The 17961-nt window shown below is 69.0% G+C and carries 17 protein-coding genes; 7 read left to right on the forward strand and 10 right to left on the reverse strand.

From position 1 onward, the window contains the following. The first annotated feature begins 8 nt into the window (after positions 1-8). A complete protein-coding gene (locus tag FFS56_RS17975) occupies positions 9-1517 on the forward strand; it encodes a PucR family transcriptional regulator (protein ID WP_127012566.1) in 1509 nt (502 codons plus the stop codon). Between the two features lie 50 nt (positions 1518-1567). On the opposite strand, the gene FFS56_RS17980 is transcribed toward FFS56_RS17975, so the two are convergent. Both FFS56_RS17980 and FFS56_RS17985 read right to left on the reverse strand, forming a co-directional pair. Continuing rightward, positions 1568-1957 (reverse strand): riboflavin kinase, encoded by a 390-nt coding sequence (locus FFS56_RS17980; protein WP_046747852.1) that lies wholly within the window; start codon positions 1955-1957, stop codon positions 1568-1570. Then, entirely contained in the window at positions 1954-2478 is a 525-nt protein-coding gene (locus tag FFS56_RS17985; protein ID WP_046747851.1) for a flavin reductase family protein, read from the reverse strand. Before FFS56_RS17985 ends, FFS56_RS17980 begins: the two co-directional genes overlap by 4 nt. Positions 2479-2581: 103 nt before the next feature. On the opposite strand from FFS56_RS17985, the gene FFS56_RS17990 reads away from it, so the two are divergent. After that, positions 2582-3187: a PadR family transcriptional regulator gene (locus FFS56_RS17990; RefSeq protein ID WP_046747850.1), complete on the forward strand. Its 606-nt coding sequence runs from the start codon at positions 2582-2584 to the stop codon at positions 3185-3187. Positions 3188-3189: 2 nt separating this feature from the next. Here the strand turns inward: FFS56_RS17990 and FFS56_RS17995 are convergent, their stop codons facing one another. The 7 genes from FFS56_RS17995 to FFS56_RS18025 form a co-directional block, all read right to left on the reverse strand. Continuing rightward, a complete protein-coding gene (locus FFS56_RS17995; RefSeq protein WP_046747849.1) occupies positions 3190-4074 on the reverse strand; it encodes a PfkB family carbohydrate kinase in 885 nt (294 codons plus the stop codon). Then, positions 4067-5446, reverse strand: a complete 1380-nt coding sequence (locus FFS56_RS18000) for an NtaA/DmoA family FMN-dependent monooxygenase (protein WP_058633055.1) — start codon at positions 5444-5446, stop codon at positions 4067-4069. Before FFS56_RS18000 ends, FFS56_RS17995 begins: the two co-directional genes overlap by 8 nt. Before the next feature lie 111 nt (positions 5447-5557). Next, a complete protein-coding gene (locus FFS56_RS18005) occupies positions 5558-6406 on the reverse strand; it encodes an ABC transporter permease (protein WP_046747847.1) in 849 nt (282 codons plus the stop codon). Continuing rightward, complete coding sequence (locus tag FFS56_RS18010; RefSeq protein ID WP_017201539.1) at positions 6399-7196, reverse strand: ABC transporter ATP-binding protein; 798 nt, start codon at positions 7194-7196, stop codon at positions 6399-6401. Before FFS56_RS18010 ends, FFS56_RS18005 begins: the two co-directional genes overlap by 8 nt. Next, on the reverse strand, positions 7196-8299 hold the full coding sequence (locus FFS56_RS18015) for an ABC transporter substrate-binding protein (protein ID WP_046747846.1): 1104 nt from the start codon (positions 8297-8299) through the stop codon (positions 7196-7198). Before FFS56_RS18015 ends, FFS56_RS18010 begins: the two co-directional genes overlap by 1 nt. A 145-nt stretch (positions 8300-8444) precedes the next feature. Then, entirely contained in the window at positions 8445-9569 is a 1125-nt protein-coding gene (locus FFS56_RS18020; RefSeq protein ID WP_127012567.1) for a DUF6226 family protein, read from the reverse strand. Positions 9570-9593: 24 nt separating this feature from the next. Continuing rightward, positions 9594-11045, reverse strand: coding sequence for a helix-turn-helix domain-containing protein (locus tag FFS56_RS18025; RefSeq protein ID WP_046747844.1), 1452 nt, complete (start codon positions 11043-11045; stop codon positions 9594-9596). 133 nt (positions 11046-11178) lie between these two features. Here FFS56_RS18025 and aceA point away from each other — a divergent pair, with 133 nt between their 5' ends. The 3 genes from aceA to FFS56_RS18040 all read left to right on the forward strand — a co-directional run bounded on the left by aceA (position 11179) and on the right by FFS56_RS18040 (position 14825). Further along, a complete protein-coding gene (gene aceA / locus FFS56_RS18030; protein WP_046747843.1) occupies positions 11179-12504 on the forward strand; it encodes an isocitrate lyase in 1326 nt (441 codons plus the stop codon). Between the two features lie 134 nt (positions 12505-12638). Next, positions 12639-14303 carry a malate synthase A gene (aceB, locus tag FFS56_RS18035; protein ID WP_127012568.1) on the forward strand — a complete coding sequence of 555 codons (1665 nt, stop codon included), beginning with the start codon at positions 12639-12641 and terminating at the stop codon, positions 14301-14303. A 90-nt stretch (positions 14304-14393) separates the two neighbouring features. Next, positions 14394-14825: a hypothetical protein gene (locus FFS56_RS18040; RefSeq protein ID WP_046747841.1), complete on the forward strand. Its 432-nt coding sequence runs from the start codon at positions 14394-14396 to the stop codon at positions 14823-14825. An 18-nt stretch (positions 14826-14843) separates the two neighbouring features. On the opposite strand, the gene FFS56_RS18045 is transcribed toward FFS56_RS18040, so the two are convergent. After that, positions 14844-15362 (reverse strand): Lrp/AsnC family transcriptional regulator, encoded by a 519-nt coding sequence (locus FFS56_RS18045; protein ID WP_082108623.1) that lies wholly within the window; start codon positions 15360-15362, stop codon positions 14844-14846. A 104-nt stretch (positions 15363-15466) separates the two neighbouring features. Between FFS56_RS18045 and ald the strand changes: the two genes are divergently transcribed. After that, entirely contained in the window at positions 15467-16561 is a 1095-nt protein-coding gene (gene ald, locus FFS56_RS18050) for an alanine dehydrogenase (protein ID WP_046747839.1), read from the forward strand. An 81-nt stretch (positions 16562-16642) separates the two neighbouring features. Beyond that, positions 16643-17842, forward strand: a complete 1200-nt coding sequence (locus FFS56_RS18055; protein ID WP_127012569.1) for a pyridoxal phosphate-dependent aminotransferase — start codon at positions 16643-16645, stop codon at positions 17840-17842. The last annotated feature ends 119 nt before the right edge of the window (positions 17843-17961 follow it).

Raw genomic sequence — 17961 nt, forward strand, 5'->3', positions numbered from 1 at the left:
AGAATGTCATGGCCGTCACCGCTCAGCCGACCCTGCGCGCGCTGCTGCAGCGTCGTGACCTCGGGCTCTCGCTGGTGCCTCGCGAAGCCGACATCCCGGAAGGCGCTCTCGACCGCCCCCTGCGCTGGGTTCACAGCTCCGACCTCGCCGACCCGACCCCGTTCCTCTCGGAAGACCTGGCACTGCTGACCACGGGGACGCAGTTCGACGAGGCCGTGAGCATCGACACGTATGTCGGGCGGCTCGCAGACCGCGGCGTGATCGGCCTGGGATTCGGTACCGAGGTGCATCGCTCAGGGATCCCCGACGAGCTCGTCGAGGCCTGCGCTGTGCACGGGATGCCCCTGTTCGCCGTACCGTATCGCACCCCGTTCATCGCCGTCGCACGTGCACACTCCGAGGCCATCGCGGCTCAGGCCTATGCACGACGGTCATGGGCGCTCGACACGCAGCGCGCTCTGGCCCTCGCCGCCCTCCGTCCGCACGGCCTCGACGCGACGATCGCGGAGCTCGGGCGTCGGCTCGACGTCTGGTCTGGCATGTTCGACGCCGCCGGAGCCCTCACGTTCGCTCACCCGCGTGACGCCATCGAGGCGCGTGTGCTCGACGAACTCGGCTCCCGCGTGGTCGAGATCCTCACGCGGGGGCTCGAGGCCGGGCAGTCGCTCAGCATCGAGGGTCACTCGTTCATGCTGTTCACGGTGGGCCGCGGCGGACACCTGCGCGGCGTCATCGCCCTGGCCATCGAGACGCTCGACCCCGAAGCACGCTCGGTCGTGACATCGGTCATCGCCATGGCGGGACTCGCGATGGAGCAGAGCGAGCAGCTGGCGCGCAGCCGACGCCGCCTGCACACCCAGCTCCTCGGCTCTCTCCTCGCCGACGACCCCTCTCTCGCCAGGCGGGTGCTGGGAAGCCTGCCACCCGCGCCCGTGCTGGTCGCGGTCGCGGCCGACGCCCCTGCGGGACCCCTGGCCGACTGGTGGGAGCGACACCGGTCCGAACACGGCACCTCCTTCTTCCTGGCCGAGTCGGAGGACGGCGTCACGATGTGCGTGTCGGTCGCCGACGAAGGGCTGCTCGATGAGGTCGCCGCGCGGTTCGGCATCCGCATCGGCGTCTCCGATTCGGAGGGCTACGATTCGTTCGCCCGTGCCCATGCGCAGGCACTCACCGCGCTGCGCCAGCAGGGCTCGCACGGGACCGCCCGGTACGCCGACACCGTGGGGTCGAGCATCCTCACCGCCCTCGCGACCGACGAGGCCCGCCTGGTCGCCGAGTCTCGACTCGCCCCGGTGCGCGAGCACGATGCCCGCACCGGCGCCGACCTCGAGCGCTCGCTGCGCACCTGGCTCGAGCACGACGCGAAGGCCGAATCCGCCGCGAACGCTCTCGGGATTCACCGACACACCCTGCGCACCCGCATCGCCCAAGCCGGCGCACTGCTCGACGTCGACCTGTCCACCTTCCCCGCCCGCGCCGAGCTCTGGACCATCCTCCAGACCGCCCGCGACTGACCCCCTCTCCCCACCTCTCCCACTGCCGCCGACACGCGGGTGCCGGGGGGTCAGGAGGTGAGGAGGGTGCGGCAGCGGGTCACGTCGTCTGCGGTCTGCGCGATCAGAGCGTCGACGCCGTCGAAGCGCAGGGTCGGGCGCAGACGCGCGACGAGAGTCACGGCCAGCCGTCGGCCGTACAGATCCAGGTCCACATCGTGCAGGTGCGCCTCGACGCGTCGGCCGCGATCGCCTTCGAAGGTCGGGTTCGTCCCGACGCTGACACTCGCCGCACGGTGCCGCGGATCATCGTCGATCCGCACCCACGCCGCGTAGATCCCGTCCTCAGGCAGACGCGCACCATCGAGTTCGAGGTTCGCCGTCGGGAAGCCGAGCTCACGCCCGCGGCCGTCGCCGGGGACGACCCGTCCGACGATCGTCCCGAGCGGCGAAGTGCTCACGCGCTCTCGGGGGCGGCGATGGAGCGGTAACGGCTCTGATGGAAGACGAGCGGTTCGATGTCGTCGAACAACGTGACGTCGGCGATCTCGTACAGTGCGATCTCGTGGTCCCCGCCGTCGAAGGTGCTGTGCAGACGGCAGGTGAGCCACAGGGCCGCGTCGGCGATCAGGACGGCGCCCCCATCCGTGCGCCGCCACTCATGCCCACCGAACCGGTCGCCCTCTCGCGCGGAGAGCGACCGGCTGAGGGGCTCGTGGTGCGCTGCGAGAACGCTCATGCCGAGCTCGGGAACCGCACGCAACACCGGCCAGGTCTTCGACGTGCGGGCCGCGCTGATCGCGACCAGCGCAGGTTCGAGCGAGATCGAGGTGAAGGAGTTGACGGCCATGCCGACGGCGCGATCCTCCACGTGCGCGGCGAGGGCCACGACGCCGGTCGGATACACGGAGAAGGCTCGGCGGAGGGCGAGATCGCGCGGCAGGGCATCGTTCGGCAGCGCGTCGGTCACGGCAGTCGTCATTTCGGCTTCCTTTCGTTAGTCAACTTTGACTAGTTTAGATAATAGGCAACTTTGATCATGCAAACAACAGGAATGTGTGATCCCAGCCGTTAGCATGAGGGTCATGTCGACCACCCGCCTCGTCGTCCTCGGTGCCGTGAAGCAGTTCCAGCCCGTGCACGGGTACTTCCTCCGCCGAGAACTCATGACGTGGCACGTCGACGAGTGGGCCCACATCCAGCCGGGCTCGATCTACAACGCCCTGCGCGCGCTCGAGGTCGACGGCTACATCGCCGAGAGCGGCACCGAAGCCGAGGGGAAGCGTCCGGCCCGCACGACGTACCGCATCACTCCGGCCGGCGAGGTCGAACTGCAGCGCATGCTGCGCGAGAACCTCTGGAACGTGGCGGCCTTCGACACGCAGGCGATCATGACCGTGGCCTCGTTCATGTTCGTGCTGAGCCGGCAGGAGGTGATCGCCGGCCTCGAGCACCGCCTCATCAAGAGCGACGCGATCATCACGCAGAACGGCTTCGATGTGCAGGACACCCTGCGCTCCGAGACCACCCCGAAGTACGTGCGGGAGATCTTCGACCTCTCCACCGCGCGTCTCACTGCGGAGAAGCAGTGGCTGCTCGACCTGCTGGCTCGTCTGCGCGACGGCGAGTACACCTTCGCCGGCGAGACGGTCGAGAGCGCGGCAACGGCTGACGCTGCCGCCTCGGACTGACCTCAGCGCGACGCCACGAGCGCCGCGATCGAGGTGGGCGAGAGAGCAGTCGTCGTCGCGCCGCGGTGCTGGGCGACGACAGCGCCGGCAGCGCAGGCGCGGATCAGCGCCGCTTGGATGGCAGCCCCCTGAGCGAGCGCAGCTGCCAGTGCCCCGCAGAACGCGTCACCGGCGCCGGTCGTGTCCACCGGATCGATCCGGAAGGCGTCGACGTGCAGCGGGTCGTCTCCCGCCCGGTGCAGCGTCACTCCCCCGGCACCTCGGGTGAGGACCACGAGCCCGGCACCTGCGGCGTACAGCCGGTCGATGCCGCCGAGCTCGGCGCACTCGGTCTCGTTCACGACCAGCACATCGACGTCGGCGAGCATCCCGATCGTCGCCGCGTGTGCGGGCGCGGCGTTCAGGATCGTCAGCGCTCCCGCTGCGCGGCCGGCCCGCAGCGCCGCCGCCACGCTCGCGAGAGGAATCTCCAGCTGAGCGAGGACGACCGCGGCGCCCTCGACCCCGGCGACCGCGTCATCGGCGCCGAGCTCCCCGTTCGCGCCGGCCGCCACGATGATGCTGTTGTCCCCGTCGTCGAAGGCCAGCACATGGGCGACACCGGTCGGGGCGACGGCGCTTCGGCGCAGGGCCGCCTCTACTCCGGCATCCGCCAGCGTCCGCTGCAGCACGTCGCCGGCCTCGTCCGTTCCGACGACCCCGCAGAACCGCGTGGACGCCCCGCTGCGGGCGGAGGCGACGGCCTGGTTCAGGCCCTTGCCGCCCGAGAAGCGGCCACCGGCACGGCCAAGGAGCGTCTCACCGACGAGCGGAGGGCGCGAGACCTCGACCACGAGGTCGAGGTTCGCGCTCCCCACCACGGCGACGCCGGCGAGGGTGTCAGACACGCGACATCGTCCGCCGGTACTGCGAGCCCGTGTGCGACTCGGCGAGCGCCGGCGTGGGCGTGCCGATCAGGCGCTCGCGCAGCGACTGCGGCTCGGACGAGGGCTCCGCGATCGCGCCGCGCTCCTTGAGGATCGGCAGCACGTGCTCGATGAAGTCGACGGTCGAGGCCGGCGGGATGACGGGGGCGAACAGGAACCCGTCGAGGTCGGCGCCGTCGGCGAGCTCGATCATCCGGTCAGCGACCTGCTCCGGGGTGCCGACGATGGGGCGGGCTCCGACGCCGTGCGCGTGCCAATCCCCCAGCACATCGCCGACGGTCTTGTCCGCGAAGCGGGCGACCTGCGTCTGCGAGAGTTCGGTGCTGAGCTCCGACATCGGCGTGTTCGGCGCGTACGCCGAGAGGTCGAGGCCGGTGAACCATGCGTAGGAGGCGACCGTGACATCGGGGTTCTGCGCGTCGGCGACCTCGGCGTACTTGCGCCGGGCCTCCTCCTCGGTGCTGCCGACGACCGCGGCGAACGCCGACATGATCTTGACCTCGTCGGCCCCGCGACCGTTCTTGACGGCCTCCTCGCGGATCGCACTCGAGTGCGCACTGAGCTGTTCGACCGAACCGCTGCCGACGAAGATCGCCTCGCCGTGCTTGCCGCCGAACTCGCGACCGGCGGGCGATGCCCCGGCCTGGAACAGCACCGGCGTCCCCTGCGGCGAGCGCGAGGTGTTGCCGTAGCCGTGCGAGCGGAAATAGGGACCGTCGTGCGCGATGCGGTGCACCTTGGACGGGTCGGCGAAGCGACCGGCCTTGTCGCGCTCCAGGGCGCCTTCCTCCCACGCCTGCTCCCACAGCTTGTAGACGACCTGCATGAAGTCGTCGGCCATGAGGTAGCGCTCGTCGTGGCCGACCATCGGCACACCGAAGCCCTGCACCGCGGTGTCGGCCGTGCCCGTGGTGACCACGTTCCAGCCGATGCGTCCGCCCGAGAGGATGTCGAGCGTCGCCATGCGGCGCGCGAACGAATAGGGCGGCTCGAGCAGCGTGGATCCGGTGGCGACGAGCCCCAGTCGCGTGGTCTCGGGGATGAGTGCGGCAAGGATGATCGCCGGGTCGAGCCGGGGCAGATCGAGGCCTTCGACGGAGCAGATGTCGGGGCGTTCACCCGCGACGTCGGCCCAGCCCCAGGCATCCGCGAGGAAAAGGAAGTCGAACCCGGCGTCCTCGACCATGCGCGCGGTGTCGCGCCAGTACTCGAGCTTGTCGAACAGGTAGCGCCCGTTGTCGGGGTGCCGCCAGGTCGCGGTGCCGGAGTCGTTCGCCTGCGCGTTCTCGAAGAGGCCGAGACGCAGCGGTTTGACGGTGTTCTGATCGGTCATGTGCGGGTGCCTTCCTTGTGGGTGGTTCGGGTGGATCTGGGCTGTTCTCCGGGCACGCCGGAGGAACCCCGGGACGGGTGGGGGATCCCGTCCCGGGAGGCGGGCGCCGCGTCAGCCCTTGGCCGTGACCTCGCCGTCGCTCCACCAGAGCACGCGCTTGCGCACCAGGGCGAGGACGATGATGAGGAGCACGCCGAGCAGGCACAGCAGGGCGATGCTGGCCCAGGTGACGGGGAGGTTCGCCTGGGCGGCCGAGGTGGTGACGAGCGAGCCGAGGCCGGCCTGCTGCCCCGCCGCGACGAACTCGGCGACCGCGGCGCCGACCACGGCGAGCGGCAGGGCGATGCGGAGGCCGGCGAACACGTACGGCATGCTGCCGGGGAAGCGCAGTTCGCGGAAGATCTCCCACCGCGAGGCATGCAGCGTCTTGAACACGTCCATGGCCTTCTGGTCGACGTCGCGGAGCCCTGCGAGGGAGTTCACGAGCATCGGGAAGAACACCACGAGGCCGGTCACGATGAACTTCGGCACCATGCCGAAGCCGAACGCCACGACCAGCGCCGGGGCGATCGCGACGATGGGGGTCACCATCACGATGATCACGAGCGGCATGACCGCCCGCTCGATGATCTGGAACTCCGCCATCACCACAGCCAGGAGGAACCCGGCGAGGATGCCGGCGGAGGCACCGACCACCACCTCGAGCAGCGTGACGAGGAAGTTCGACCAGTACATGCCGGCGTCATCGACGAGGCTCGCACCGATCGCCTCCAGCGTGGGGAGCACGTATGGGTTGGTCCAGGCCACGACCTGCCAGAGCAGCGCGGCGATCACGAAGGTGATCAGGGTGGGGCCCCACGATCCCCACCGCAGCCAGGAGGGAGCGCCGCGGCGGGGCTGGCCCTTCAGACGGGCGGTCGCGATCGTCGCGGTGGTGTCTCTCATCGTCAGCTCAGACATGGGCCTTCTCCGTCTGCGCGCGCAGCGCACCGCGCACGACTGCTTCCAGTTCGCGGAACTCGTCCGTCGCGTAGGCCTCTTCGGTACGCGGTCGCGGCAGGTTCACGTCGATCACCTGGGCGATGCGTCCGGGGTGCGCGGCCATGACCACGATGCGGTCGGAGAGCATGATCGCCTCCGGCACCGAGTGCGTGACGAACATCACGGCCTTGCGGTTCGACTGCCAGAAGTCCAGCAGAGCGATCCGCTGCAGGTCCCGGTTCATCTCGTCGAGGGCGGAGAACGGCTCGTCCATCAGCATGATCGCCGGGTCGAACACGAACGCCCTGGCGATCGCGGCGCGCTGCTGCATACCCCCGGAGAGCTGCCCCGGGTACTTCTTCAGTGCATGGCCGAGGCCGAAGGTCGACAGCAGCTCGGCCGGGTCGCGGAGCGCACGGTCGCCGTTGGCCCCGCGGTTGATCCGCACGGGGAGCTCGACGTTCTCGCGCACCGTCTTCCACGGCAGCAGCGCCGGAGACTGCGGCACGAGTCCGATCTTCTTGTCACGCGAGGCCGCCCTGACGCTCTCGCCGTCGATCGTGACGGTGCCGGAGTCGGCGTCGAGGAGCCCGGCGACCACCTTGAGCAGCGTGGACTTCCCGCAACCGCTGGGCCCGATCACCGAGACGAACTCGCCCATCCCGATCGTGAGACTCACGTCATCGAGCACGGTGACCTTCGCGCCGTCGACGCCGAAGGACTTCGAGACGTTCCTGACCTCGACGCCGGCGCCGTGTGCGACCGTCATCACTTCTCCTGCCAGATCAGGGTGTCACCGTCGTAGAGGTCGGCGACCAGGTCGGCGTCCATCATGTCGGCGATCGCGGGCAGCTCCTTGACGTCGCCGTACTTCTTCACGAGGGCGTACTCGGGCTCCCACATGGACTCGTTCTGCACGCCGGGGTTGCCGCCGGCACTCTCGCGCACCCAGGCGGACTCCACCTCCCACGTGCGGGCGAGCTGCTCGCGCGGGAACGCGGCTCCCTGCCCGTTGTCCTCGGCCAGCTTCGCCAGCTTGTCGATGCACGCATCGGATTCGTCGAGGCAGTACTGGAGCGCCTTGAGGCTCGCGCGCATGAAGTCGGCGGCGACCTCGCGGTGCTCATCGAGGAACCGGGAGTTGACCTCCATCACGTTGTACGTGCCCTCGACGCCGAGGTCGGAGGGGAGGAACTCGCTGAACGGCATGCCCTGTGCCTTGAGCGACTGGGGCTGGTTCGAGGCGTAGCCGACGATCGCGTCGACCTGCTCGCGCACCACGACGGTCGGGTCGTAGTTGGTCATCTTCACCATCTCGACCTTCGAGACGTCGACCCCGGCTTCGTCGAGCATGGCCGAGGCGATCGGTGTCAGGTTGATGAAGTACCCGAGCGATCCGCCCTCGAGGTCCGTGAGGCTCTCGAGCTTCTCGTTGCCGAAGATGGAGAACGGCGGGGTGGTGCCGTAGGTGGCGACCGCCGTGAGGTTCTTGCTGTTGGCGGCCGCCAGCATCACATCGGACGCGGAGCCGAGCGCGGTGAACTGCGCCTGCCCGGAAGCCACGAGCTGCTGCCCGTTCGCCCCTGAGGCGTTGATCTCGACATCGAGGCACAGATCGTCGAAGTAGCCCAGCTCCTCGGCGAGGAACACATCGAGCTGACCGGCGCTGGCGGAGTAGCCGTAACCGGAGATGTAGGTGATGGTGCCGGCATCCTGATTCCGCTTGCAGGCGTCGCTGTCGTTCGCACTCGTGGGGGCGGTATCGCCGCCTGGCGTCTGCGCGGAGCATGCTCCGAGCGTCAGCGTGGCGGCGAGAACGCACGTCAGGGTGGCAGTGATGCGGAATCGGGTTTCCGCAGGGGAAGTAGCCATGAGGGTCCCTTCTCGGCCGTTCGTCGTTGATGGCTCGATGAAAGTAACATAGTCAATCTTGACTAAGCAAGATCAAACTAAGTTTTGACGAACGGCATGACGGGCGCACCATGCCTCCGCCCATGAGGACAGCGGAGACCGGAGGTCAGACCGAGGTCGAGCGGAGGGGCCAGGCCGGCCACCAGCCGCCATCGAGTCCGCTCAACAGCGACGTCACGCGCTCCCGCTCGTCCGCGGTCAGCTCCGGGGCCGGACCCGCGGCGGTCTCCCGACGCTCCCCGTCGGGGGACCGCACCTCCGTGTACAGCCAGGCGCGTCGCCCGACGGGGTACTTCTCCCGGAAACCGCCTGAGGCGACGGACAGCACGATCCGCTCTATCTCGTCCGCCGCGCTTTCGGCAGTCTCGTCGCAGGCGTCGCACACGCACGACGGGACGATCGCATGGAAGAGTGCCCCGGTTTCGACGCGGACGACGGGAGGCATCGGAGCGAGGCTGATCGCCGCTCCGACCGCGGGGTCGAGCACGATGCTTTCGGCACCTCCCTCATCGCGCTCACGCCGCACCTCGACTTCGTACCCGGCACGAAGGTGTTCGACGAGGGCTTCGACCACGAGAAGCAACGGTTCGAAGCGCTCCGGGTGCGATTCCCGGGAGTAGGCCTCCTCCGGCGGGGCACCCTCGGACCAGCGGCGTCCGTAGCGGATGACCTCGCCCCGGTCGTCGCGGAAGAGCAGGAGCGGGAGAGCGGGACGGACGTAGGCGCTCGCAGGGAGCACGGCGGTGCGCTCGGGCGCCTCGGCGGACAGCGCCCTCACCTTCTGGTCGTCGAGGTCGTCCTGATCCCACGACTCGATCATCCGCAGGAAGGCTTCGCGCTGGTCGGACTGCCGCACCATCCCCTGCACGAGCGCCTCGACCGGGATGGAGAGGGTGTTCGTCCCTATCTCGGGCTCGGCCGCCATCCGCCATGTCGCTGCCGGATGCACCATGGCGATGACGTTGCCCACGAAACGCGCCGCCGCAGCGGCCAGGTCGGCGCTGTCGAGGATCACATGATGCGCGGCCACGAAATCCCACGTCGCCGCGAGGTCGTGGGCCAGGAGATTCGGGTCCGCGCCCTGACTCCGTACGAACCCGGCGAACGGCTCGAAGCCGCCGATGAACCGCACCGGTCTCCGCGCATCCGACGGCGACGGCATCCACATGATCGCGGCGGACCCTGCCTCGGGCATCGGGCCGAACGGACCGGGGAAGACGTCGCTGCTCATCGACTGAGCGTATCGACCGGCGTCTCACCGCGGTGCGTGCGCCTCCAGGAACTCGTACACGTCGGTCGTGTCGACGCCGGGGAAGGCTCCGGTGGGCAGGGTCGCCAGCAGCGTGCGCGGGGTCTTCACGTTGGGCCACGAGTTCTCGCGCCAGCGGTCCTCCAGATCGGCGGGAGCCCGACGGCAGCACACCTCGACCGAATGCTTCGAGACGCCGCGATGCGAGGTGTCACGCCCCACGAACCACTTCGTGTCGTCGAAGCGCACTCCCACGCTCACCGAGTGCAGCCCCTCGCTCGACGACTCCACCCGGGCGGTGCACCAATACGTCCCGTTGCCGGTGTCGGTGTACTGGTAGTACGGGTTGAAGCGGTCGTCTTCATCGAACACCACGCGCGAGGTCCACCGGCGGCAGCACATCTGCCCCTCGATGGCCCCGAGCCGGTCGGTCGGGAAGTTCACGTCGTCGTTCTCGTACGCCTTGGTGATGGTGCCCGACTCGTGCACCTTGAGGAAGTGCACCGGGATGTCGAGGTGCCGGGTCGCGAGGTTCGTGAAGCGGTGCGCCGCCGTCTCGTACGACACCGAGTATCCGTCACGCAGGTCTTCTATCGAGATCGCCCTCCGCTGCTTGGCGTCCTTCAAGGCGGGGACGACGTGCGCCTCCGGGATGAGCAGGGCGCCGGTGAGGTAGTTCGTCTCGACGCGCTGACGCAGGAACTCGGCGTAGCTGCGTGGTTCGGAGTGCCCGAGGATGCGACTCGACAGCGCCTGCAGCACCGCGGTGCGGGCATCGCCCTTCGCCGGCACACTGCTGGAGAGGTAGAGCCTGCCGTTGGCGAGGTCGGCGACGCTGCGGGTGGTCTGCGGCAGGTCGGGCGCGTAGTGCAGGGTGAAGCCCAGGTAGGCCGCGATCTCGGATGCGGTGCGCTGCGTCAGCGGGCCGCCGGGGTGACCGACCGCGGCGAGGATCTCGGCGGCCTTCGTCTCGAGGTCGGCGAAGTGGTTGTCCTGCCGCCGCATCAGGTGCCGCAGCTCGACGTTCGCCCGGCGAGCTTCTTCGGGCGTCGCGGCCCGCTCGTCCTTGAGCCTGTCGATCTCGCCGTGCAGAGCGAGCAGCGCCTTCAGCGCATCCGTGGGCAGACTCTTCGCGATGCGGAACGGCTCGATGCCCAGGGCCTGGAACGTCTGGCCCTTCATCGCCCGCTCCAGGGCGATCTCGACCGCGCTGCGTTCGTCGAGCGGCTCGCCTTCCAGCAGCGCGTCGATCGTGACCCCGAGAGCCCGGGCGATCGCCTGCAGCTGCGTGAGCTTCGGCTCGCGCTTGCCGGTCTCGATCATCGACATCTGACTCGGCGCCCGGTCGACGGCGGAGGCGAGGTCGTCGAGGGTCATCCCCTTCGCCGTACGGAGCTGGCGGATGCGGCGGCCGATCGTGAGGGCGTCGGTCTCTTCTGCAGCGTCGATGGTGCTCATGCGGGCGATTCTGTCACAGAAACAGAATTTCGACCGATCTTCTCCCCGGAATCGGTCGGCCAAGCTCGTGAACTTCACTCACAGTGGAACCACGCCACTCCGGCACCGCAGCCGGATCCACCGAGGAGACACCATGACGAACACCGCCAACACCCCGACGCCCCGCCCCGCCGGTCTGCGAGCCGGCGACCAGGTTCAGACGGCAGCCGAGCTTCAGGAGATCTGGGATACCGATCCCCGGTGGGACGGTGTCGAGCGCACCTACACGGCCGAGGATGTGATCCGCATCCGTGGATCGGTTCGCGAAGAGGCCACGCTCGCTCACCGCGGGGCCGACAACCTCTGGAACCTCCTGCACACCGAGGACTACGTCAGGGCGCTCGGCGCCTACACCGGAGGCCAGGCCGTGCAGCAGGTGCGGGCCGGCCTCAAGGCCATCTACCTCTCCGGCTGGCAGGTCGCCGCCGACGGCAACCTCGCCGGTCAGACCTACCCGGACCAGTCGCTGTACCCGGCGAACTCGGTGCCGGCGGTCGTGCGCCGCATCAACAACGCGCTCATCCGCCAGGACCAGCTGGAGCACGCCGAGGGTGAGACCACGCAGGATTGGCTGGCCCCGATCGTCGCCGACGCCGAGGCGGGCTTCGGCGGACCGCTCAACGCCTACGAGCTCGCGCAGTCGCTCATCCAGTCCGGCGCCGCCGGCATCCACTGGGAGGATCAGCTGGCGAGCGAGAAGAAATGCGGCCACCTCGGTGGCAAGGTGCTCGTGCCCACCCAGCAGCACATCCGCACCCTGAACGCGGCCCGTCTCGCCGCTGACGTCGCCGGCGTCCCGACCGTCATCATCGCCCGCACCGATGCCCTCGCCGCCGACCTGCTCACCAGCGACGTCGACGAGCGCGACCAGCAGTTCACCACCGGCGAGCGCACCACCGAGGGGTTCTACCGGATCCGCCCCGGTCTGGAGTCTGTCATCAGCCGCGGCCTCGCCTTCGCCCCCTACGCCGACCTGTTGTGGGTCGAGACGGGAGAGCCCGACATCGAGCTCGCCCGCTCGTTCGCCGCGGCGATCCATGCACAGTTCCCCGGCAAGCTCCTGGCTTACAACTGCTCGCCGAGCTTCAACTGGAAGAAGCACCTGTCGGACGCCGAGATCGCGACGTTCCAGCAGGAGCTGGCTGATCTGGGCTACAAGTTCCAGTTCATCACGCTGGCCGGATTCCACGCCCTGAACTACTCGATGTTCGACCTCGCCCGCGGCTACGCGGATCGCGCCATGAGCGCCTACGTCGAGCTGCAGGAGGCCGAGTTCGCCGCAGAGGCGGACGGCTACACCGCCACCAAGCACCAGCGCGAGGCGGGCACCGGCTACTTCGACGTCATCTCCACCGCGCTCAACCCCGACAGCGCGACCCTCGCCCTCGCCGGCTCCACCGAAGCCGCGCAGTTCCACTGATCCCCACTTCGTTCCCGTCTCGCCGACACCCATCCCCGCCGTCGAGACCCACCGCCGCGATCGTCTGCAGCGTTGGGTCTCGGCGACCACCGTGGGTCTCGGCGGATGAGGACACCGACGTACAAGGACTCATCATGACCACTCCCACGACCACCACGGCACCGATCCAGACGACCCAGCAGGGTCCGGCGATCGAGGTCACCGGCCCCATCCGCGACCACTACGAGGAGATCCTCACGCCTGAGGCGATCGCCTTCCTCACCGAGCTGCACCATCGGTTCGCGTCCCGCCGTCACGACCGGCTCGCCGACCGGATGCGCCGACGCTTCGAGATCGGCAACGGGCACGACCCGAAGTTCCGCGACGACACGGCCCACATCCGCGAAGACCGGGACTGGCGGGTCGCCGGCGCCGGCCCTGGCCTCGAGGACCGCCGCGTCGAGATCACCGGGCCGACCGACCCGAAGATGACGATCAACGCGCTGAACTCCGGTGCGCGGGTGTGGCTCGCCGACCAGGAGGACGCCACGAGTCCCACCTGGAAGAACGTCATCGAGGGTCAGCTCTCCCTCAAGGACGCGATCCGAGGAGAACTCTCCTTCACCGCGCCCGCCTCCGAATCCGGATCCGGCAAGGAGTACCGCGTCACCGCGGAGCGCACGCCCACGATCGTGATGCGCCCCCGCGGCTGGCACCTGCCCGAGAAGCACGTCGCCTTCATCGACCGGGCGGGCCGTCGCACCTCGGCATCCGGGTCGCTGGTCGACTTCGGTCTCTACTTCCTGCACAACGCACAGGCGCTGATCGAGGCCGGGCGAGGCCCGTACTTCTACATCGCGAAGCTGGAGTCGAGCGAGGAGGCGAAGCTGTGGGACGACGTCTTCTCGTTCAGCGAGGAGTACATCGGCATCCCGCACGGCACCATCCGCGCCACCGTGCTGATCGAGACGCTGCCTGCCGCGTTCGAGATGGACGAGATCCTGTACGAGCTGCGCGACCACTGCGCCGGCCTGAACGCCGGGCGCTGGGACTACATCTTCTCGATCATCAAGAACTACCGTGGCCGCGGGGCGCGCTTCGTGCTCCCCGACCGCAGCGAGGTCACGATGACGGTGCCGTTCATGCGGGCCTACACCGACCTGCTCGTGCAGACGTGCCACAAGCGCGGAGCCTTCGCGATCGGCGGCATGAGTGCGTTCATCCCGAACCGCCGCGACCCCGAGGTGACGGCGCGTGCGGTCGAGAAGGTGTCTGCCGACAAGAAGCGCGAGGCCGGAGACGGCTTCGACGGCACGTGGGTGGCGCACCCCGACCTGATTCCCACGGCGCAGGCTGAGTTCGACGCCGTGCTGGGCGACCGCCCGAACCAGGTCGACCGCCAGCGCGACGACGTGCACGTGGAGGCGCGCGACCTGCTCGACCTGCACATCGGCCGCCCGATCACCGCCCAGGGTGTGCGGGACAACGTGTCGGTCGCCATCCGCTACCTGGAGGCCTGGCTGCGCGGGCTCGGCGCTGTGGCGATCGACAACCTCATGGAGGATGCCGCGACCGCGGAGATCAGCCGCTCACAGGTGTGGCAGTGGATCCACCAGGACCGCACCACGCAGGACGGCACCCCCATCACGGCGGAGTACATCGAGGGGCTGATCGACCAGGTGCTCGCACAGGCAACCCGCAGCCACGGCGACCGCTACGACGACGCAGCGGAGATCTTCCGCGAGGTCGCCCTGCAGGAGGAGTTCCCGACCTTCCTCACGCTGGGCGCCTACAGCCGATACCTGATCGACGAGGACTGAGCGCGAGAGGAAGAGTCCCGGGCGGCAGCTGCGGCCCGGGACTCTTCCGCGTCCGGAGCCGGGGCGGGCACGCGGGCGTAGCCTGGAGGCATGACCGACGTCTGGGCAGACATCGCCACCGAGTTCCTGCACTTCTATCCGCGTGGGCGGCGGCTGCTCGCGGTGGCCGGGGCGGATGCCGAGCGCTCGCGACAGGCAGCCGACGAACTCGCCACCGCTCTGACGGCGTCAGGGCAGCAGGTCGTGCGCGAACACTCCGCAGAGGGCGACAAGACCGAGCTCCGCGGCGTGGTCACCGCGTTCCGGGAGGGACCGAAGAGCGACGACATCCTGCTCGTCTCCGGTCCAGCCGCCCTGATCGGCGAGCGCAGCAGGGGGATGTGGAACTACGCGCTGTGGCAGTTGGCGGGCGACGAACCGCCCCACACCGTGGCCGGCTCGATCGTCGACGTCTCCGACCCGGCACATCCGAAGCGGCGGTTCGCGGACTACTGCGCCCTGCCCGCCTCCTACGGCGCCTGACGAGAACGCTCCGGCACCTCAGCGGAAGGACGCGGCCACCGAGTTGCGGTGATAGTCGAACACGATGCTCGTGCGGGTGGAGGCGACGCTGCTCTGCGCCGAGAGGTGCTCCAGCACGAACTCGCGCATCTCGGATGAGTCCGCGACGGCGATGTGCAAGAGGAAGTCATCGTCTCCACCCAGGAAGAACACCTGGATGACCTGGGGCAGCACCCGCACGCGATCCGCGAACTCGACGATGCTCTCCCTCCGTCCGCTCGGCCGCAGGGTCACGCCGATAACAGCCTGCAGCCCGGCACCCAGCATCCGCTCGTCCACACTCGCGTGGAACCCCGTGATCACCCCGCGGTCCACCAGGGCGCGCAGGCGGGTGTGCGCCGTCGAAGGGGCGACGCCGAGTCGTCCGGCGAGTTCGGCGTTGGTCATGCGGCCGTCCGCCGTGAGCAGCTGCACGATCTTCGCGTCGACCGCATCGAGCGCCGGCGCCCGAACGGTATTCGGCTCCGAGGCCTCCGATGTCGTCTCCATACGAAGCATTATTCAGGATCCGTGCGCAGAGCGAATCATCTTCACGGATTCTGTTGTTCTGTCGATGTTTCTGCGATCCTGAGTGCCGCACCGCATCGAACCCTGGAGGATCAATGAAGATCGGCGTCCCCACCGAGGTCAAGAACAACGAGAACCGCGTCTCCCTCACCCCCGCCGGCGCCGACCGCCTGGTGCGCGAGGGCCACCAGGTGCTCGTGCAGTCCGGCGCAGGGCTCGGCTCGCGCATCACCGACGACGACTACCGCGCGGCCGGTGCCGACATCGTGGCGATCGCAGCCGACGCGTGGGGCGAGGCCGATCTGGTCATCAAGGTGAAGGAGCCGATCCCTCAGGAGTACGGCTTCCTGCGCGACGACCTCACCCTCTTCACCTACCTTCACCTCGCCGCCGACCGCGCTCTGACGACCGCCCTCGTCGACGCGGGAACCACGGCCGTGGCCTATGAGACCGTGCAGCTTCCCGACCGCAGCCTGCCCCTTCTGGTGCCGATGAGCGAGATCGCGGGACGCCTCTCCGTCACCATGGGCTCGTACTCACTGCTGCGGTCGCAGGGCGGACGCGGAATGCTGCTCGGTGGCATCGCCGGCACGCCGCGTGCCAAGACCGTCGTCATCGGTGGCGGCGTCGCGGGCGAGCACGCCGCGGCGAACGCACTCGGACTCGGCTCGAAGGTCACCGTGATCGACGTCTCCCTGCCGCGCCTGCGTGAGCTCGAGCACCGCTACGGCGGCGCTCTCGAGACCCGCGCATCGAGCCGCTACGACATCGCCGAGGAGTTGAAGAGCGCCGACCTCGTGATCGGGTCCGTGCTGATCCCGGGTGCCGCCGCTCCCAAGCTGGTGACCGACGACATGGTCGCCGCGATGAAGCCGGGCTCGGTGCTCGTCGACATCGCGATCGACCAGGGCGGATGCTTCGAGGGGTCGCGCCCGACCACCCACGACGACCCCACGTTCGCCGTGCACGACTCGATCTACTACTGCGTCGCGAACATGCCGGGCGCGGTGCCGGAGACGGCGACCCGTGCGCTGACCAACGCGACCCTCCCCTACGTCTCGGCGATCGCAGGCAAGGGCTGGGAGCGTGCGGCGGCTGAGGACGCGGCGCTCGCGAAGGGGCTGAACGTGCAGGGCGGACGCATCACGCTCCCGGCCGTCGCGCAGGCCCACGGACTCACGACCGACTGACCTTCCGAACCCGAAAGAACTCCGGATCTTGGCGGCATCCCACACCTCTCCTGCCGCACCGACCCGAGTACGCTCGTAATCGTGACCGAACGCGCTCCTCTCTCTCGCAAGCTGTCCGCCATCGCCGAGTCCGCGACCCTCAAGGTCGACGCCAAGGCCAAGGCCCTCAAGGCCGAAGGCAAGGACGTCATCTCATACGCTGCCGGCGAGCCCGACTTCGCGACGCCGCAGTTCATCGTCGATGCGGCGGCCGAAGCTCTGGCCGACCCGGCGAGCTACCGGTACACGCCCGCTCCCGGCCTCCCGGCGTTGCGCGAGGCGATCGCGGCGAAGACCCTCCGCGACTCGGGCCTCGAGGTGTCTCCGAGCCAGGTCATCGTCACCAACGGCGGCAAGCAGTCGGTCTACCAGGCCTTCCAGGCCGTGGTGAACCCGGGCGACGAGGTGCTGCTGCCCGCGCCGTACTGGACCACGTACCCCGAGGCCATCCGCCTCGCCGACGGCACCCCCGTCGAGGTCTTCGCCGGCGCCGACCAGGAGTACAAGGTCACGGTCGAGCAGCTCGAGGCCGCTCGTACCGCCCGCACCACCGCACTCGTGTTCGTCTCACCGTCGAACCCCACCGGCTCCGTCTACACCGCCGAGGAGACCAGAGCCATCGGCGAGTGGGCGCTCGAGCACGGCATCTGGATCATCAGCGACGAGATCTACCAGAACCTCACCTACGAGGGCGTCAAGGCCACCTCGATCGTCGAAGCCGTCCCCGAGGTCGCCGGCCAGACGATCCTGGTCAACGGCGTCGCGAAGACCTACGCCATGACCGGCTGGCGCGTGGGCTGGATGGTCGGTCCGGCCGACGCCATCAAGGTCGCGGGTAACCTGCAGTCGCACCTCACCAGCAACGTGAACAACGTCGCCCAGAAGGCTGCGATCGCCGCCCTCACCGGTCCGCAGAACGAGGCCGAGCAGATGCGACAGGCCTTCGACCGCCGCCGCCAGCTCATCGTCTCCGAGCTGTCGAAGATCGACGGCCTCGTGGTGCCGAACCCGCTGGGCGCGTTCTACGTGTACCCCGACGTGCAGGGTCTGCTCGGTCGCACCTGGGGCGGTGTGACGCCGACCACCTCGCTCGAGCTCGCCGACCTCATCCTCGACCAGGCCGAGGTGGCCGTCGTGCCCGGTGAGGCCTTCGGCCCGTCCGGCTACATCCGCATGTCATACGCACTCGGCGACGACCAGCTGCTCGAGGGTGTCCAGCGCCTGCAGCGTCTGTTCGCCTGAGTCGCGCCACGCCCCCGGCACCCCCGTCGAGACCCATTGCACTCGCCGAGACCCACTCCTGCAGTCGCTTGCGGGAGTGGGTCTCGGCGCCGACGATGGGTCTCGACGCGTGTGAGGGG

It is taken from the genome of Microbacterium sp. Beta (genome assembly GCF_005502545.1).
Taxonomy (GTDB): domain Bacteria; phylum Actinomycetota; class Actinomycetes; order Actinomycetales; family Microbacteriaceae; genus Microbacterium; species Microbacterium oxydans.

Coding starts and splice junctions, on each gene's coding strand:
- FFS56_RS17990 (WP_046747850.1), top strand. CDS start 2,582: ATGTCGACCACCCGCCTCGTCGTCCTCGGTGCCGTGAAGCAGTTCCAG.
- FFS56_RS18020 (WP_127012567.1), bottom strand. CDS start 9,569: ATGAGCAGCGACGTCTTCCCCGGTCCGTTCGGCCCGATGCCCGAGGCA.
- FFS56_RS18010 (WP_017201539.1), bottom strand. CDS start 7,196: ATGACGGTCGCACACGGCGCCGGCGTCGAGGTCAGGAACGTCTCGAAG.
- FFS56_RS18045 (WP_082108623.1), bottom strand. CDS start 15,362: ATGCTTCGTATGGAGACGACATCGGAGGCCTCGGAGCCGAATACCGTT.
- FFS56_RS18040 (WP_046747841.1), top strand. CDS start 14,394: ATGACCGACGTCTGGGCAGACATCGCCACCGAGTTCCTGCACTTCTAT.
- aceA (WP_046747843.1), top strand. CDS start 11,179: ATGACGAACACCGCCAACACCCCGACGCCCCGCCCCGCCGGTCTGCGA.
- ald (WP_046747839.1), top strand. CDS start 15,467: ATGAAGATCGGCGTCCCCACCGAGGTCAAGAACAACGAGAACCGCGTC.
- FFS56_RS18000 (WP_058633055.1), bottom strand. CDS start 5,446: ATGACCGATCAGAACACCGTCAAACCGCTGCGTCTCGGCCTCTTCGAG.
- FFS56_RS18015 (WP_046747846.1), bottom strand. CDS start 8,299: ATGGCTACTTCCCCTGCGGAAACCCGATTCCGCATCACTGCCACCCTG.
- aceB (WP_127012568.1), top strand. CDS start 12,639: ATGACCACTCCCACGACCACCACGGCACCGATCCAGACGACCCAGCAG.
- FFS56_RS18025 (WP_046747844.1), bottom strand. CDS start 11,045: ATGAGCACCATCGACGCTGCAGAAGAGACCGACGCCCTCACGATCGGC.
- FFS56_RS18005 (WP_046747847.1), bottom strand. CDS start 6,406: ATGTCTGAGCTGACGATGAGAGACACCACCGCGACGATCGCGACCGCC.
- FFS56_RS17975 (WP_127012566.1), top strand. CDS start 9: ATGGCCGTCACCGCTCAGCCGACCCTGCGCGCGCTGCTGCAGCGTCGT.
- FFS56_RS17985 (WP_046747851.1), bottom strand. CDS start 2,478: ATGACGACTGCCGTGACCGACGCGCTGCCGAACGATGCCCTGCCGCGC.